14 protein-coding genes are annotated in these 17,093 nt (G+C 55.6%); 4 read left to right on the forward strand and 10 right to left on the reverse strand.

Annotation, left to right across the window (positions count from 1 at the left end; all coding sequences use genetic code 11):
* Positions 1-47 precede the first annotated feature (47 nt).
* Entirely contained in the window at positions 48-1,157 is a 1,110-nt protein-coding gene (locus tag ACESQ2_RS04935; protein WP_373170193.1) for an efflux RND transporter periplasmic adaptor subunit, read from the forward strand.
* Complete coding sequence (locus tag ACESQ2_RS04940; RefSeq protein ID WP_046877456.1) at positions 1,154-4,234, forward strand: efflux RND transporter permease subunit; 3,081 nt, start codon at positions 1,154-1,156, stop codon at positions 4,232-4,234. Before ACESQ2_RS04935 ends, ACESQ2_RS04940 begins: the two co-directional genes overlap by 4 nt.
* 301 nt (positions 4,235-4,535) lie before the next feature.
* Here the strand turns inward: ACESQ2_RS04940 and ACESQ2_RS04945 are convergent, their stop codons facing one another.
* The 3 genes from ACESQ2_RS04945 to ACESQ2_RS04955 are packed head-to-tail and all read right to left on the reverse strand — an operon-like array spanning position 4,536 to position 7,824.
* On the reverse strand, positions 4,536-5,765 hold the full coding sequence (locus tag ACESQ2_RS04945) for an aminotransferase class I/II-fold pyridoxal phosphate-dependent enzyme (protein ID WP_373170194.1): 1,230 nt from the start codon (positions 5,763-5,765) through the stop codon (positions 4,536-4,538).
* The gene (locus ACESQ2_RS04950; protein WP_148841910.1) at positions 5,738-6,877 is read right to left on the reverse strand and encodes an MFS transporter; all 1,140 of its coding nucleotides are present in this window, start codon (positions 6,875-6,877) and stop codon (positions 5,738-5,740) included. The genes ACESQ2_RS04945 and ACESQ2_RS04950 overlap by 28 nt, the downstream gene beginning before the upstream one ends.
* Before the next feature lie 44 nt (positions 6,878-6,921).
* Positions 6,922-7,824 (reverse strand): DMT family transporter, encoded by a 903-nt coding sequence (locus tag ACESQ2_RS04955; RefSeq protein WP_049071272.1) that lies wholly within the window; start codon positions 7,822-7,824, stop codon positions 6,922-6,924.
* A 213-nt stretch (positions 7,825-8,037) separates the two neighbouring features.
* Between ACESQ2_RS04955 and ACESQ2_RS04960 the strand changes: the two genes are divergently transcribed.
* Positions 8,038-9,129 carry an iron-containing redox enzyme family protein gene (locus ACESQ2_RS04960; protein WP_373170195.1) on the forward strand — a complete coding sequence of 364 codons (1,092 nt, stop codon included), beginning with the start codon at positions 8,038-8,040 and terminating at the stop codon, positions 9,127-9,129.
* Here ACESQ2_RS04960 and ACESQ2_RS04965 read toward each other — a convergent pair.
* The 5 genes from ACESQ2_RS04965 to ACESQ2_RS04985 all read right to left on the reverse strand — a co-directional run bounded on the left by ACESQ2_RS04965 (position 9,109) and on the right by ACESQ2_RS04985 (position 13,247).
* Positions 9,109-9,687, reverse strand: coding sequence for a TetR/AcrR family transcriptional regulator (locus ACESQ2_RS04965; protein ID WP_004849617.1), 579 nt, complete (start codon positions 9,685-9,687; stop codon positions 9,109-9,111). The genes ACESQ2_RS04960 and ACESQ2_RS04965 overlap by 21 nt on opposite strands.
* Before the next feature lie 423 nt (positions 9,688-10,110).
* On the reverse strand, positions 10,111-11,085 hold the full coding sequence (locus tag ACESQ2_RS04970; RefSeq protein WP_373170263.1) for an aminotransferase class IV: 975 nt from the start codon (positions 11,083-11,085) through the stop codon (positions 10,111-10,113).
* A gap of 15 nt (positions 11,086-11,100) precedes the next feature.
* Complete coding sequence (locus ACESQ2_RS04975; protein ID WP_014228719.1) at positions 11,101-11,880, reverse strand: amino acid ABC transporter ATP-binding protein; 780 nt, start codon at positions 11,878-11,880, stop codon at positions 11,101-11,103.
* A gap of 16 nt (positions 11,881-11,896) precedes the next feature.
* Positions 11,897-12,562, reverse strand: a complete 666-nt coding sequence (locus ACESQ2_RS04980; protein WP_046877452.1) for an amino acid ABC transporter permease — start codon at positions 12,560-12,562, stop codon at positions 11,897-11,899.
* A gap of 13 nt (positions 12,563-12,575) precedes the next feature.
* Entirely contained in the window at positions 12,576-13,247 is a 672-nt protein-coding gene (locus ACESQ2_RS04985) for an amino acid ABC transporter permease (RefSeq protein WP_046877451.1), read from the reverse strand.
* Positions 13,248-13,389: 142 nt separating this feature from the next.
* On the opposite strand from ACESQ2_RS04985, the gene ACESQ2_RS04990 reads away from it, so the two are divergent.
* Positions 13,390-14,799: an MmgE/PrpD family protein gene (locus ACESQ2_RS04990; protein WP_373170196.1), complete on the forward strand. Its 1,410-nt coding sequence runs from the start codon at positions 13,390-13,392 to the stop codon at positions 14,797-14,799.
* 4 nt (positions 14,800-14,803) lie between these two features.
* Here ACESQ2_RS04990 and ACESQ2_RS04995 read toward each other — a convergent pair whose 3' ends face one another.
* On the reverse strand, positions 14,804-15,628 hold the full coding sequence (locus ACESQ2_RS04995) for a transporter substrate-binding domain-containing protein (RefSeq protein ID WP_373170197.1): 825 nt from the start codon (positions 15,626-15,628) through the stop codon (positions 14,804-14,806).
* 399 nt (positions 15,629-16,027) lie between these two features.
* The gene (locus tag ACESQ2_RS05000) at positions 16,028-16,954 is read right to left on the reverse strand and encodes a LysR family transcriptional regulator (protein ID WP_004131117.1); all 927 of its coding nucleotides are present in this window, start codon (positions 16,952-16,954) and stop codon (positions 16,028-16,030) included.
* Between the last annotated feature and the right edge of the window lie 139 nt (positions 16,955-17,093).

The raw sequence follows: 17,093 nt of genomic DNA on the forward strand, positions 1-17,093 counted from the left end.
AGTCTGAGAATGCGGAAACCATCCTGTTATTTGATTAAGGGTTTCCCATGCTCAGGCTTCATTCAGCCCGCTTTGCCGCTTGTCTTCTGCCGTTGGCCCTCGTGGCCTGCGGTGATAACGCCTCGAGTGACGATCCGCGCACCCAGCCGCCGCTCGTCAGATCCGCATCCGTAGAACTCGCGCACGATACCTCTCGCACCTATACCGGCGTGGTGGTGGCAAGAACGCAAAGCGATCTTGGTTTTAGAGTGCAGGGTAAGATCCTTGAACGCTTTGTTGATACTGGCCAGACCGTTAAGCGCGGTCAGCCGCTGATGCGGCTGGATCCCGCCGACCTGAAGCTGCAGGCCGTGGCTCAGCAACAGGCCGTTGACGCCGCCAGGGCGCGGGCGCGAAAAGCCATCAGCGATGAGGCGCGCTACCGTGGCCTCGTTGGCGCTGGCGCAGTCTCCGCCTCGGAGTATGACCAGATCAAAGCGGCGGCAGATTCCGCGAAAGCGGATCTCAGCGCAGCCCAGACGCAGGCAAACGTGGCGCAAAATGCCACGGGCTATGCCGTGCTGCTGGCCGACTCTGACGGCGTGGTGATGGAGACGCTTGCCGAACCCGGTCAGGTTGTCAGTGCCGGGCAGGCGGTGATCCGGCTGGCCAGAGCGGGGCAGCGAGAGGCGCTGGTACAGCTGCCGGAGACGCTGCGCCCCGCCATCGGCAGCGAAGCGCTGGCGACGCGCTATGGCGACGAAACGCAGCCCGTCGCCGCAAAACTGCGCCTGCTTTCCGATGCCGCCGATGCCACCACCCGTACCTTTGAGGCGCGGTACGTGCTGGAAGGCCCGTTAGCCAACGCGCCGCTGGGGGCGACAGTAACGCTGCACATCAAAAAACAGAGCGGGGAAAGCCAGGTCATGCAGGTGCCGCTGGCCGCGCTTTATGATGCGGGCAAGGGACCGGGCGTCTGGCGGATCTCCGCGCAGCCAGCCAGGGTCGCATGGCAGCCCGTCAAGGTGCTGAGCGTGGGCGAGGAGGCGGCGCAGGTAACGGGCGAGGTGAAGCCCGGTGAGAAGATCGTTGCGCTAGGGGCGCATCTTCTGCACGAGGGCGAGGCTGTCCGCCTGGCCGGGCAACCGGATACGGCCCGGACGGGGGACAAACCATGAGCCAGGGCCGCTTTAACCTGTCAGCGCTTGCGGTGCGCGAGCGCTCGGTCACGCTGTTTTTAATTATTCTGGTGACTATCGCCGGTATTTACGCCTTTTTTGGCCTCGGGCGAGCGGAGGATCCCCCCTTTACGGTTAAGCAAATGACGGTTATCACCGTCTGGCCCGGCGCGACCGCGCAGGAGATGCAGGATCAGGTGGCTGAGCCGCTGGAAAAACGCCTGCAGGAGCTCAAATGGTATGACCGCACGGAAACCTATACCCGGCCCGGCATGGCCTTTATCACGCTCTCACTCCAGGACAATACGCCGCCATCACAGGTGCAGGAAGAGTTCTACCAGGCGCGGAAGAAGCTTGGCGATGAAAGCAGAAACCTCCCCGCCGGCGTGACGGGGCCGATGATAAATGATGAATTTGCCGACGTCACTTTCGCCCTGTTTGCGCTGAAAGCGAAAGGAGAACCGCAGCGCCTGCTGGTCCGCGATGCCGAAACGTTACGCCAGCAGCTCCTGCACGTCCCGGGGGTCAAGAAAGTCAATATTATCGGCGAACAGGCCGAACGGATTTATATCTCCTTCTCCCATGAGCGTCTGGCTACCATGGGGCTCTCGCCGCAGGATATTTTCAATGCGCTGAATAACCAGAACGCATTAACCGCGGCAGGTTCAATTGAAACGCGCGGCGCGCAGATCTTTATCCGCCTCGATGGCGCTTTCGATGAATTGCAGAAGATCCGCGATACGCCATTTATAGCTCAGGGTAAAACGCTCAAGCTGTCCGACGTGGCAACGGTAGAACGCGGTTATGAAGACCCGCCCACTTTGCAGATTCGTAACCAACATGAACCGGCGCTGCTGCTGGGGATCGTGATGCGTGAAGGCTGGAATGGGCTGGCGTTGGGTAAAGCGCTGGATGCCGAAACGGCAAAAATCAATGCCAGTATGCCGCTGGGGATGACCCTGACGAAAGTCACCGATCAGTCCGTGAATATCAGCGCCGCAGTCGATGAGTTTATGATCAAATTCTTCGTCGCCCTGCTCGTGGTGATGGTGGTCTGTTTTGTCAGCATGGGGTGGCGCGTGGGGGTCGTGGTCGCGGCGGCGGTTCCCCTGACGCTGGCGGTTGTTTTTGTGGTGATGGAGGCCGCCGGTATCAACTTTGACCGCGTGACGCTGGGCTCCCTGATTCTTGCCCTGGGCTTACTGGTTGACGACGCGATAATCGCCATCGAAATGATGGTGGTGAAAATGGAGGAGGGCTACGACAGAATCAAAGCCTCCGCCTACGCCTGGAGCCATACCGCCGCGCCCATGCTGGCCGGTACCCTGGTCACGGCTATCGGCTTTATGCCGAATGGTTTCGCCCAGTCCACCGCCGGGGAATACACCAGCAATATGTTCTGGATTGTTGGCCTCGCCCTGATTGCCTCATGGCTGGTCGCCGTTGTTTTCACCCCTTATCTGGGGGTGAAAATGCTGCCGGATATCGCAAAGGTAGAAGGGGGGCATACCGCCATCTATGACACGCCGCGCTATAACCGCTTTCGCCGCCTGCTGACCCGCGTTATCGCCAGGAAATGGCTGGTGGCCGGTTCCGTCATTGCGCTTTTCGCGCTGGCGGTCATGGGGATGGGGCTGGTGAAAAAACAGTTTTTCCCCACCTCTGACCGCCCGGAAGTGCTCGTTGAAGTGCAGATGCCCTATGGCACCTCGATTGAGCAGACCAGCGCGGCAACGGCCAAAATAGAGGACTGGTTGGAAAAACAGCCAGAAGCCAGGATAGTTACCGCCTACATTGGCCAGGGTTCACCGCGTTTTTACCTGGCGATGGCCCCCGAACTCCCCGACCCGTCGTTTGCCAAAATAGTGATATTGACGGACAGCCAGGCATCACGCGATGCGCTCAAATTGCGGCTGCGGCAAGCCGTGGCCAGCGGACTGGCGCCTGAAGCACGCGTTCGCGTGACGCAGCTGGTGTTTGGCCCGTATTCCCCTTTCCCGGTCGCCTGGCGAGTGATGGGGCCGGATACCGATACGCTGCGCGACATCGCGGACCGGGTTAAGGGCGTGCTGCAGGCAAGCCCGATGATGAGGACCGTCAACACCGACTGGGGATCGCGCGTGCCGACACTGCATTTCACCCTCGATCAGGACCGTCTACAGGCAACCGGCTTAACGTCCAATGCCGTTGCTCAGCAGCTCCAGTTCCTGCTATCGGGCATTCCCATCACCGCCGTGCGGGAAGATATTCGCTCGGTGCAGGTGACGGGGCGCGCCGCGGGGGATATACGTCTGGATCCGGCCAAAATTGAGGGGTTTAGCCTGGTCGGCAATGCGGGCCAGCGCATCCCGCTCGCGCAAATCGGGAAGGTGGAGGTCAGAATGGAAGATCCTTTACTGCGTCGCCGCGACAGAACGCCCACGATTACCGTGCGGGGGGATATTGCCGATAATCTTCAGCCGCCGGACGTTTCCGCCTCCATCATGAAACAGCTGCAGCCGATTGTGGACTCGCTTCCGCCCGGGTACCGCATCGAAATGGCGGGTTCAATTGAGGAATCGGCTAAAGCCACCCGGGCGATGGTGCCGCTGTTCCCCATCATGATCGCCCTGACGCTGCTGATCATCATTGTGCAGGTGCGCTCAATGTCGGCCATGGTTATGGTATTTCTAACCGCTCCGCTCGGGCTTGTCGGCGTGGTTCCCGCGCTGCTGCTTTTCAATCAGCCATTTGGTATCAACGCCCTCGTCGGGCTGATCGCGCTTTCGGGCATTCTGATGCGTAATACGCTGATTCTTATCGGGCAGATTCACCATAATGAGAAAGAAGGTCTCGATCCGTACCATGCGGTCATCGAAGCGACGGTGCAGAGAGCCAGGCCCGTCTTACTGACGGCCATGGCCGCCGTTCTGGCGTTCATTCCTCTGACCCATTCGGTGTTCTGGGGGACGCTCGCCTATACCCTGATTGGCGGGACGTTGGGGGGAACCGTCATGACGCTGGTGTTCTTGCCCGCGATGTATGCGATCTGGTTCAGGATCCGTCCTGAAGCCCGGCGCCATGCTGAACAACATTAAGGCGCTCGCCTGCCTGCTCAACGAGCGCCTGGCGTGACCGTCCGAAAGCAGAGAAAAGCGCCGCAGTCCGCGGCGCTTTTCATCACGCCTGAATATAGCGATGAATATTGTGCCCCATGGTGTATTGTTCGGCTGTCAGATTGGGAAAACCGGGAGTTTTTGAATATTCGGGTTATCCCGGTTCTTTTTTATTAAAGAAAAGCGTAAATCATCACAAGCCAGAGTATGGCTCCAACGGCAATACATCCAAAAGAGACCAGCATCCGTAGGCGGCCTGCCGAAGCAGGCCGGCAGCAGCTATTTATTTCGTGGCTTCAGCCAATGATTCTTTGAAGTTTTTATGGAAGTCGTCGATTTGCCCGCTCTCGTGGAGCGCCGACAATGCGCAGCGCAGAATGGCGTGCCCTTCTTCAACGGTTGGATACATCGCCACGGTCGTCGCGAAGCCGCGATCGTGCAGTTTTTTGCACATCGTGATGGCGAGATCTTCGTTACCAATCAGGATCCCCCGAATCGGCATCGTCGTACCCCGGTTAACGATGTCGATCTTGCCGAAAACTTCATCAAAATAGCGAATGACGTTCTGAAGCTTCTCCTGGCGGGCAGCGACGGTGCCGTCCAGGTGGAGATCGGCGGCGGCTACGCAGGCGGCAATTCCAGGCAATGAAGGCGGCCCACCAAAGGCGTAGGTTGTGCCGTAGGTCTTAATAAATTTGATGGTCTCAGCGTCGCTACAGGCGATAAATCCGCCGTGTGAGCCAAAGGCTTTAGATAGCGAGCCGGCGATAATAATACGTTCGTCAAGCCGATGGCCGAGGCATGACATAACGTATCCGGAACCGTACTCTCCGTAGATAGAGGTGCCGTGCGCATCGTCTATATACGCGTAGCCGTCATACTGATGCGCCAGGCGGACAATATGCGCGACGGGGGCGACGCCGCCCATTGAGCCTACGCTGTCTGATACCGAGATCGGCGTTAATCCCTGGCTGGCCGCATAGCGAAAAGCCTCTTCAATCCGCGCCTTATCCTGAAAATCAATTCTGACGACTTCCCCAAACTGCTGTAAAAGCCCGCGGTTGATCTGCAACGTCGCGTGCGCGGTCTTCTCCATAATAAAATAGGGTTTTTTGCTGAACGTAAAATGCGGCAGCGTCCCGGATGCCAGCAGCGGCAGCACTGCGATATGGCAAGGGGTCACGGCGTTAAACGTCAGAGTATGAGCCCCATGCATGATGTCGTTCAGTCGTGCTTCCAGCTGCGGGAACAGATCGACTTTTACCCGCGTTCTGGCGACAGAAACCTGCACGCCAAAACGCTCAATGGCGTCGACAACCGCTTTTTTCAGCGCCGGGTGAGTCTCTAGTCCAAGATAAGAGCATGAGACAAATTCCACCATTTTTCTACCATCGTCGAGGGTAATGACCTTGCCGTCCCTTTTTACCGCGACCAGTTCATTAATATGTTCAGAGAATACCCGGGTCTGATATTTTAGCGACCTGTCTATTTTCCTTTTTTGCCAGTTTTCCATTGCGTTACCTTCATTGTCGTGACTACCAGAAGAGACAGAATTGCCAGCGTTAACGTGCTTGCACCGAGGGTTCTGTCAAACCCCATACCGGTATCCGTTAGTTTTACGGCGAAATAGCTGATGGCGCCGGCGCTCACCGTTTGAATAAATCCGGTGACGGACGCCGCAATACCTGTTTTGCTGCCTTTGATTTGCAGCGCGATAAAATTCGCGCTCGGGTAATAGGCGCCAAGGGTGAGGTTAAAAACCATCGATCCGGCGATACATAATAGTAGTGAGTGGCTGCCGATAATAAATGGGGTAACCGCCAGCGCATTCAGGATAAATAAAGTCCACGGGTTAATTATTCGCTCGAATTTTGCGATCTGATTGCCAATAATAAAAAATAATACGGAAGCAGAAAAGAGCAACGAGTAGTGCATGGTGCTTAGCCCCAGCTGCTGCATAAAAATGGCCGGCGACAGCGAGATATAGCAAAACAGCGAACTCAGAATCAGCGAAACCAGCAGCGTTCCCTGAATAAATGCCGGGGTGATAAACCCGGAAGAGGAGGGCGCCGCGGCCGCATCATGCTGCTCAAGGCGACGCGGAGAGAGCACAAGGGTGACGACGCTAAACAGGGCCATAACCAGGAATATCGAATTCCAGCTCAGATAGCCGAGGAGCGCGGCGCCGGCCAGCGGCGCAATAAGAGGAACCACCGCGCTGGCGGAAGAAATATCGGAAAGCGCGCGCTTGAGCGTTAGCGGGGAGAACGTCTCTTTAGCGATAGCTTTAGACAGGACCGGCCCGGCGCCGGCGCCCAGGGCCTGTAATGCCCTGCCGGCCAACAGCATCATTAAACTATCGGACATAAAACAGAGGAGGCTGCCCGCGAGGAAAAGCAAAAAGCTGGCCGTCAGTACGCGTAATTTACCCAACTTTTCGCCAAGAAATCCTGATAATAACTGGCTCGCCGCGTATATCACCAGAAAACCACTAATGGTTAACTGAATAGCCGAATAATCGGTAGTAAACGCTTTTTGTAATAGGGGCAGCGCGGGCACGATCATATCTGTCGCCAGCGCGGAAACCGATGCGGCGAGAATAAGGTATAAGTATATCCTGAGCATATTAAACTCTTCGGTGAATATGGGTTAAAACGTTAGATTATTATTTATGAATACGCCGCTGCTTTTTTAGCGAATGAGCAAATCGCGATTCCGGTCAAAATTAACAGCGAGCTCAGTAAATGATAGAGATGCGGCTGGGTATGTAAAAACACAATGCTTAATATGCCGCCGGAAAGCGGAATGATATGGGTATAAATCTCACCGCGAGTCGCGCCAATAGCCGCGATGCCTTTATTCCAGAACAGGTAGGCCAGCCACGAGGGGAAAATCACCAGATACGTCAGTCCAGTAAGGAACGCGATATCGTGGTAGGCGGCGAATGAGGTGGCGGGGTGCAGCCACAGCCAGAAAATCACCACCGGAAGCAGAATAAGGGCGCCAAGAAGCGAACTGACGGCGACGAAAGCATTGGCGGGGATACGACGATCTTTGTTACGCAACAGCGAGCAGTATACTGCCCAGCTTAGCGCCGACCCCATTGCCCACAGATCGCCCTGGCTAAACCCTTTTAGCCCCTCTGCGTTGCTCAGGTTGCCATGCAGCAGGAGCAGCAGCACGCCTGCGGTACTAAATATCACGCCCCACCAGTTCCGCGCCGATACCCGGTCATGGAAGATCAGGCGATTAATCATCAGCACCATACAGGGGGTCGCAGACATGTAAATCGCCGCGTTCAGCGCAGACGTCGACTGCAGACCAATATAGAGGGTTAAGGGAAAGCTCACCTGTCCACACAGCGTTAGAACCAGCAGCGTTGCGCCATTCTGGCGGAACAATGGCCGACTGTCGCGGATTTGCCGCTGATACAGCAGTACCAGCAGTAGTGCGGTCAACGCCCATCTCGCTTCGGTCATGAGAATCGGATCCGCCCCCTGAACGAGAATATGCCCTACGACATAATTCCCTCCCCAAAACAGGGCCGCCAGCGTGAGTAACAGGTAAGGCATGCTCATTCCTTGCATCGCTTCGAACTGTACTAAATGGTAACTTTATTTTTTTTAATATATCAATTAAATTTTATGATAATTGGGGGATTTTATTATTTTCCTATTTTAAATCATATATTTAAAAATTAGTTACCTGTGTGCAAAAAATCTGATTGCAGCATATTTATCTGTACGATAACGTATACATACCATGCATTATACAGGGATAAATAAATGCGTAAGACAGAAAATGGTTTCACCGGGAACGAACAACATTCCGCAATGGCCAGGCTCTCTCTGGATGACATGATTGACCAGCTTCTTCACAGCAACGCGCTTTCACTGAAACTGACGGCCAATCCGCTACTGGCGGACAGAGCCTGGTACCTGACCGAAAATACCTGTACTAAGGCTTTTACCGCCAACGATCCGCAAGCGAAAAAACGTGCCCACAGCGCGCTGTTTAAACTCTACCAGGCGTGGCTGGCGGAGCCGCTATCGGCGGCGGCAAAAAACCAGTTTCATCCATTACTCTGCGGGATCAGAAGCTACATCGAATCAGAATGGCTCCGGGTGGAAAAAAAACGTTTCAGTTTCCCGATACCCGCGCTTGACGCCGGGAATATCGTTGAGGAACTCCGTCATTTATGTCAGAAACATCCGGCTTCGTACCATCCCCTCTTTGATTTCCTCTCCTCTTCCGCCTCTGCTACGCAAATAGACTATTTCTTCAAAAGCGATAGCGCGCTCAATCTGCTGTTTTTCGATCTGGTCGCGATGGGGCTGGTCGGCTCTCTGCCAGAAACGCGTGCAGAGATTGCCCAGAACCTTTGGGATGAAATAGGCCAGGGCAGCCAGGAGTTTACGCACGTTAATCTGTATAAGGATTTGCTGAAGCGCAGAGATATTGCGCTGCCTGAAAACCATTTCGCCCATCTGTATGACTGGCAGGGGCTCGCCGGGTATAACGCGTTCATGCTGGGCGGCGTTAACCGTCAGCATTACTACAAATCGCTCGGCGTGATGGCGATGACGGAACTGCTGGACCCGCCGCAGTACCAGAAGCTTGTGACCGGGTGCCGTCGCATTGGCCTTACGGATCGCGACGTGCATTATTACGCGGAACATATCGAGGTTGATATCGGTCACGCCGATGGGTGGCTGAATAACGTTATCGTTCCGATCGGCAATAAAAACCCGGCTGCGCTGGAGGAGGTCTACGTTGGCGCAGCGCTGCGTCTTCAGACCTGCTGCGATTACTACGATTGTCTGCTGGAGGCGTTACGTACCGTTGTTGAACGCGAGTCAGAGGGTGCCGCCCTCTGAATAAATAAGCGCTTTTGCCGCGCTCCAGGCCGTTATTCCGGGAGGGATCTCCCGGCATTCCGAGGACTCCGCCTGCTGAGCGGCAATGGCGCCGTCAATCAGCATGAGCATCATCATCGCCACCCGTTCCGCAGGTTCCGGTTTTAACAGCAGGGTAAGAATGTCGCGGAAAAACTGGTAGAGGCGCGATTTAAACCGTGAGCATGTCGCCCGGATAGCGGAAGACGAGGTTCCATATTCAAACAGGGCGCGGGTGAACATGCAGCCGTGGAAATCCTCACAGGTGAACCAGTTATTGTAATATTCGAAGACGGCAAACAGCTTCTCGCGGCCCGAAGGTTTATCGGCGGTAATCTCCTGCAGCGCCTGCATAAACTCACTCTCTTTCTGCTGTAAAATATCAAGAATGAGCGCCTCTTTATCCGCATAGTAGCGGTAGAAGGTCATTTTGGAGATGCCCGCATTCTCCGATATCCGGTCAATACTCGGCGACTGATACCCCTCTTTGTTAAACAGAGACATTGACTGGCGGATAATTTCCGCTTGTTTTGGCTTCATACTGTTTCCCGTGGAATGAAGTAATACAGAGGGTTTCTGGTAGCGAGCAGTCATTCATTTGATATGGCGGGCGGCACGCTGCAACGACGTATGCGCAATGTCATCCCGATGGCCGATATCCCAGCCCCTGCGGTGAGCGGCATCAGTGAACGCGTTGACCCATAAAAATTGTTGTCGATTCTTACATCCGGCTGCAAAAAAAGCAAAAATCCCTCAGGCGATCTTTGCGCTGCGCGAATCAGGGCTGCGCTGGGCCGCCACGTTATGCCCTTAGCCCTCCACGCTGCGCGCGGGGAGGATAAAGAGAGGCCCGGGAGAAGTCAGCATCCCCCCCGAACAGGGGGTGATGTTTTTGTGATGCACATCATAAAATAACGCCTGGTTATTGTGATGTTATTTGCAGTCAATGGATTTGCATTTGAATCAACCCGCGCTATCTCTGCGGGTTTTTTTCGTCCGGCGATGGTCGGCGGGCGGCGACTCCGCCTGCTGTAAATAGTCCTGATACCAGCCGCTGATACGTCGGGTCACCGGATTTTCGTTGAGGTCGAAGCGCCTGCCGTCGAGCCTGCTTACCGGGGTAATACCTGCCAGCGTTCCGGTGACAAAAGCTTCGTCCGCAGTGAAGGCTTCGGCAAGGGTAAAGGATCTTTCCTGCACGCTGAGGCCCTGCTGGCGCGCCAGTGACAAGATCGTGTGGCGGGTAATACCGTTAAAGCAGTACAGGCCGTTTGAGGTCCACAGCTCGCCCTGGCGTACGATAAAAAAGTTGGTGGAATTGCAGCTGGCGACAAACCCATGAGGGTCCAGCATCAGCGCTTCATCTGCGCCGGCGTCCAGCGCCTGCAATAGCGCCTGGATCAAATTCAGGCGGCTGTGGGAATTAAGACGCAAATCGAAAACATCCGGCGCGCTGGTACGATAGGTCGAGGTGAACAGGGCAAGGCCGCGCCGTTTGGCCTGTTCATCCACAACCTTATATTCCGCCACGCAGACGATAGTGGCGCCGCCGAGGATAAAGCGCGGGTCCTGATTTGGCGTGCGCTTTTTGCCGCGGGTGATCATGAGCCGCAGATGGGCGCCGTCCGTCATACCGTTGATCTTCAGCGTGCTGTACATAATATCGGTTAGCTCCTCACGACTATGGCCGATATTGAGCTGGATAGCGGCCGCCCCGGCAAACAGGCGATCGAGATGCGCCTGAAGGGCGATCAGCTTGCCGTTCACCAGCCGCAGCCCCTCCCAGACCCCGTCGCCGCAGACGTAGCCGGAATCGAAAACGGAAACCGTGGCGCGATCGCGGTGAACGAATTCACCGTTGACGTACACCTGCACATTGTCGTTGCGCGTATCCTGCAGGTACGCCTGACTGCTTTGAGCGGAGAGAGCTAAACTCATCATGTTTCCTTGCGGTTAAAATGCCCGTTCAGCGAAACGGGAAAGGAAGGCCTGGGTGCGCGGTTGGCGCGGATGGCGCAGCACCTCTTCCGGGGTGCCCATTTCATGAATCACGCCGTTTTCGATAAAAATCACCCGATCGGCGAAATGCCAGGCAAAGCCCAGCTCATGAGTGACCAGCAGCAGCGTCCGCCCCTCATCTGCCAGTTCACGGATGGTATGCAGCACTTCCCCCACGAGTTCAGGGTCGAGGGACGAGGTGGGCTCATCGAACAATATTATCTCTGGCGCCATTGCCAGGGCGCGAGCAATAGCGACGCGCTGCTGTTGACCGCCGGACAGGCTGCCGGGCCAGGCCTGGTGCTTATGGCCGAGCCCAACTTTTTCCAGCTGCGCGTGGGCAATGCGCATCGCCTCTTCGCGACGCATCTTTTTCACCGATATCAGGGCTTCGCTGACATTTTGCAGCACCGTCAGATGCGGGAAGAGATTAAATTGCTGAAACACCATCCCCACGCGCTGGCGAACATCGCTCAGCTGTTTTTCGCTATAGCGCCGCTGACCGCGGCTGTCGATTTTACCGAGGGTAACGCCGTCCAGTTCTACGGTGCCAGCGCTGGGTATTTCCATAAAGTTCAGACAGCGCAGCAGGGTGCTCTTACCCGAGCCGCTGCCGCCAATGATGGCGATTTTCTCACCGGCATAGATATCTAAATCGATGCCCTGTAACACGCTTTGCGCACCAAAGCGTTTGTGCAGGGCGCGTATCCGCATGACGACTTTTTTCTCTGACATGGCCTTTCTCATCATATTAAGGATGTGGACGGTAGCGGCGCTCCAGACGTGCCGCCAGGTAACTTCCGGGCCAGATCAGCACAAAATAGAGCAGGGCGACGACGGTGAAAATCTCCACCGGGCGATACCAGGTACTGCTTAGCAGCCTGCCCTGATACATCAGTTCGTTAACCGTGAGAATCGAGGCCAGGGAGGTCACCTTCGCCAGTTCAATCATGCGGTTTGTCAGGGCTGGCAACATACGGCGAAATACCTGCGGCAGGATAATACGCCGCAGCATCACGCCCGGCGGCATGCCTAAGGCTTTTGCCCCTTCCCACTGCCCGCGTTCGATGGACTGTAGCCCGGCGCGAAAAATCTCGGTGCTGTAGGCGGCGGTGTACAGGGTTAACGCCAGCGCGGCGGCGCCAAAAGTGGAAAACTGAATGCCCACCAGCACCGGAAAGGCATAGTAGAACCAGATGAGCTGGATAAGCACCGGCGTATTGCGGAACACCTCGACAAAGGCGCTGGTAACGGGATAAAAATAGCGCGGCCCGCGGGCACGGACGACGCCAACGGCAAGCCCGATCAGCGTGCCGACAATTCCCGCCAGCAGCCATAGCTCCAGCGTAACGCCCAGTCCCTTTAGCAGTACCGGCAAGTTTTGCCAGACAAGGGAAAAGTCCCACTGATAATGCATGGTTGTTCTCTCGTTAACGTGAGTCGGAGACGGCAAGGCGTCGTTCAAGCAACTGGCTGCCCTGGCTGATAATCAGCAGCAGAGTGAAGTACATCACCGCAATAAGCGAATACACTTCCAGGGGCCGGTAAGTCTGACTGTTGATTTGCATCGCCTGATACAGCAGCTCGCTGTACGCCAGAGACGAAGCAAGGGCGGTGGATTTGAGCAGTTCGAAAGAACGCTCAAGGAAAGGAGGAATCATTCTGCGCAGCGCCTGGGGGAAAATGACCCGGCGGAGCGCGGTGGCGCGCGACATGCCCAACGCCTTCGCGCCTTCCCATTGTCCGGCGCCGATCGACTGGATGCCGCCGCGGTAAACTTCGGCATAAAACGCGGCCGACTGGGCGGAGAGCGCCAGTACCGCGGCAGCAAACGGCGAGAGCGTCAGCGGGCTGACGACTGGCAGAGCGTAGTAGATCCAGAAGAAGTGGACGATAGCGGGAGTATTACGATAAAAGCCGATCAGTATCAGCGCCGGAAGACGGAAGAGCGTTAGCGGCGAGGCCTTCATCAACGCCAGCGCAATGCCGGCCAGCATGCCGAATAAAATACTGGTGACGCCGATCTGAATGGTACCCCACAGCCCCTCCAGCAACAGCATGCGATATGGCCAGATGGCGGCAAAATCCCATTGATACGACATAGTTCTGGAACCCCTGAAAAACGCAAAACGATGGTGATGGTTTTAGAACGACATCATCTTAGCAGTAGCGAAATGTGATAATTAAATAATAAAAACCATTGCTATTATCTCTTTTGGTTATAAATATTTACGCGAGAAAGCAATGCCAGACTCTGATTCCTTAACCGCTACGCTGGCGCGTTTTGCCGGCGAACTCACCCCGGCTGCGATACCGGCGTCGGTGAAAGCCAGGATCGCTCTGCATTTTATCGATAGCCTGGGCTGCGGCGTTGCCGGCTGCGAAGACAGCGTGCTGCGGAAAAGCGCGCGGGTTATTCGTAGCCAGTACGCGACCGGCAAAAGCGCGGTGCTCGACGGTGGAACTCCGCTCTCCGCCAGCGGCGCCGCGTTCCTCAACGCCGCTGCGATAAACGCGCTGGATTATGACGATGGTTTTGAAGTCGCCGGGCGGGGGATGGGGCATCCCGGCGCCACGCTGGTGGCCGGGGCGCTGGCCGCGGTGGGCCAGGGCGGGCCGGTCAGCGGCGGGGCGTTGCTGACCTCTCTGGTGGCGGCCTGGGAAATCAACAGCCGCGTGATTATCTCTCAGCAGCCGAGTCCTGAACGGTTTCAACAAGTGTACGGCGTGTGCCAGCACGAATCGCTGGGGGCGGCGGTGGCGTATGGTTTACTGCGCGGCTGCGATGCCGCGGGGCTGGAAAATAGCCTGGGACTGGCCGCCTCGTTAACCCCTTTGCCCACGTTGCATAAATACAACTGGCAGGCGCGTCCACTGGTTTCGTTTAAGGATTACAACGCGCCGGCGGCAGAGGCCGGCGTACGCGCGGTGGAGCTACACCTCGCGGGGATAGTGGGGCCGCGCGAGATACTCGATGGTGAACAGGGATTCTGGCGGATGTCAGGCTCCGACCGCTTTCAGCCAGAACGGCTGACGGAGCATCTGGCGATGCACTGGCAGCTCAGGCACGCCAGTTTCAAAGACTATCCGGTATGCCGCTGGATGCATACGGCGCTGGCGTCGTTTGAGCGTCTGCTGGACCGTATTCCGTCGCCAGAGTCGATTGAGCGGATTCGCGTTTACGGTAGTTCTACCCTGGCGCGTTTTTTCGCCGACGCGCGTCCCGTCAGCAATACCGATGCGCAGTTCAGTCTGCCGCTGGCGATAGCCTGCCTGGCGTTTAAAATCGCGCGTCATCAGTGGAGCAGCGATCGGACGCGCGGCGCGGCGCCACTCCTTGCCTTCGCTGACCGGGTTGAAATCATCGCCGATGAGACCTTTGAACAGCTGATGCTGCAGCATCGCCGTCCCGCCGCGCGCGTGGACATTGTGGTAAAGGGAAGGACGATCGCCGGAGAGCGTATCGACTTCCCGCCGGGGTGTGCAGAAAATCCGCTGCCGGAACAGCGGATCGTGGATAAATGCGAGGCCAACCTGTCATCACGCCTCAGAGCGCCGCGGGCAGCGCGGCTGATTGACGCTCTGCTGGATATGGAACGCTGCGCGGACATTGGCGCGGCAATCTCGCCGCTTCTGTCCGCGCCAGGAGAGTAGTCGCTTATTTCCACTCTTCTTTAATCACCGAGGGCACTTTGCTGATATCCACACCGCGTAGCTTAAGGGCGTCTTCATAAAACTGTTTGCTCTGTCCCGACTGGTAAATTTTGGCAAACTCTTCATTCAGAAAGTTGCGGAAGCGGGGATCGCTCTCTTTGCGCAGCGCGCCGCCGGTGCTGATGGCAATAATCGGTTTTGGCAGAATCAGGTTGCCTTTGTGCACTTTTGCCTGCTGCAGAGCCAGCGCCGGGTGGACGTACGAGAGGGCGTCGACGCGTCCGGCGTAGAAGGCTGCGACGCCTTCATCCATATTGGTAAAGCGCACCAGCTGCACTTTGGGTAATTTTTTGGTCAGTATCAGGTCCGGGCTGCTGCCGAGCGTGACGCCAATCTTAATATCCGGGCGATTGAGATCTTCCCAGCTCTCGGCCTTCACGCCGTCGCGGATCAGGACCCCCTGCGCATACCAGAGGAAGGGCTGGTCGGAAAAGTCGGCGGCTTTGCGGCGTTCATCGGTGGGGTCCAGCACCAGCATGGTATCAATCTGCCCGGCCTGCAGCGCGGCGACCGCATTTCCCCAGGTGGTCTCCACCGGCACCAGTTTTACGCCTAAATCTTTTGCCAGTACTTTACCCACGTTATAGCCAATGCCGTTCCACTGACCGGTGGCTGGATCTTTAAAATACCACGGTTCCCCCTGCGCGACGCCGACGCGCAGTTCGCCCGATTGTTTAATATGATCCCAGGTGGACTCTTCGGCATGGCTGAAAAAAGGCGTGGCGGCGATCGCCAGCGACAACAGCAATTTATGAATTTTTGTTGGCATATTTTTACCCTGATGAGAAAGTCATTTCTGAAAAACAACGTATTACGCGAACACGATAACGGAGTTTGTTATCAGTGCATTATTATTTTTTGGTTTAACTCATGCCCGAATGTTATTTGCTGATACCTAACCGGTTTCGCTTAAATTACGGCGCGTTGCACATATTATTCATAACTTAATGCGCTATTGTTCTAAGGTACTTTATTTCCGTCGCCGAATATAAAAATTCCGACCTGGTGGGAGTCATAGTTTGCCGGGACGTTAAAAATATCACTTCTGACAGCCAGGCTTATAAAAGAGCGACAATAATTGCCAGACGAGCGCGTCCCGGCCTGAAAATGATATCGCCGCGTCCCTCACGCAGCGTCAGGCGCTAGAGTGCCGAAGATAAAAGCGGCTCTACCGGGTAAATTTCCCTATCCACGGGCTGCTTGTATCCTGTGACCAGAGTTGTAATAGCATCTCCCTGAACTTTTCCGCTGCAGGGCTCAGCGCCGTTTCTCTGCGCAGCACGAGACCGAGCGTGCGGCGAATAACCGGCTCAACGAGCGGACGGCTGACAAGAATGTGATGCTCATCGGTCGGCATGGCCAGACTGGGAACCACCGCCACGCCAAGCCCTGCCTCTACCATACCCAGCGACGTCGACAGATGCCTGACTTCATAGAACCAGTTGGGCTTCCAGTCCATATTCTCCAGCGCTTGATCGATCAGCGAGCGGTTACCGCTTGAACGTCTAACGCCAATAAGCCTGAAGTTGGCCAGGTCTTCCCACAAGATCAGCGATTTCTGCGCCAGTTCGTGGTCCCGTCGGCAGGCTAATACGAAAGGTTCATTGACCAGCGGCGAGAAATCGATATTGGGATGTGTGATGTTTATCATGTTTATGCCGAAATCTGCGTCACCGTTTAAGACGGCTTCAAGACAATCGCTGGCGCTATGCTCGAGGATGCGGATACGGATATTGGGGTAGTGATTGTTATAGTCCCTGATGACCGAAGGGAGGAAATAGAACGCCGCGGTGGGGAGACAGGAGAGGGTGACAACGCCGCTTTGATGGGTGGCCATTTCTTTAATACTCAGGATCGAACTTTCATAAAAATCTATTAAATTCTTTGCCTTAGGTAAAAACTCTCTGCCTACAGCCGTGAGTTTAATGTTTCTGGTTGTCCGTTCAAATAGCGTAGCTCCCAGCTGCTCTTCAAGTTTTTTAATCCGGCGGGTTAACGCCGGTTGGGATGTGTGAAGAAAATGTGATGCTCTTGTGAAACATCCAATTTCTGCAATTTTAACAAACGCTTGTATACCTTGAAGATCGTGCAGCATGAGATTTCACTCCAGACTTTATCGCGATGCAAACACACTAACCTAACCGCTATTTATACGCAAAACGTATTAATCGATGGTTTTATTGGCATTAGAATTATGTATTCGTCTGTGGAATCCTGACATTGCTCTTATCAAT

The sequence above is a fragment of the Klebsiella sp. Q11 genome, from assembly GCF_964241505.1.
GTDB classification, from domain to species: Bacteria; Pseudomonadota; Gammaproteobacteria; order Enterobacterales; family Enterobacteriaceae; genus Klebsiella; species Klebsiella michiganensis.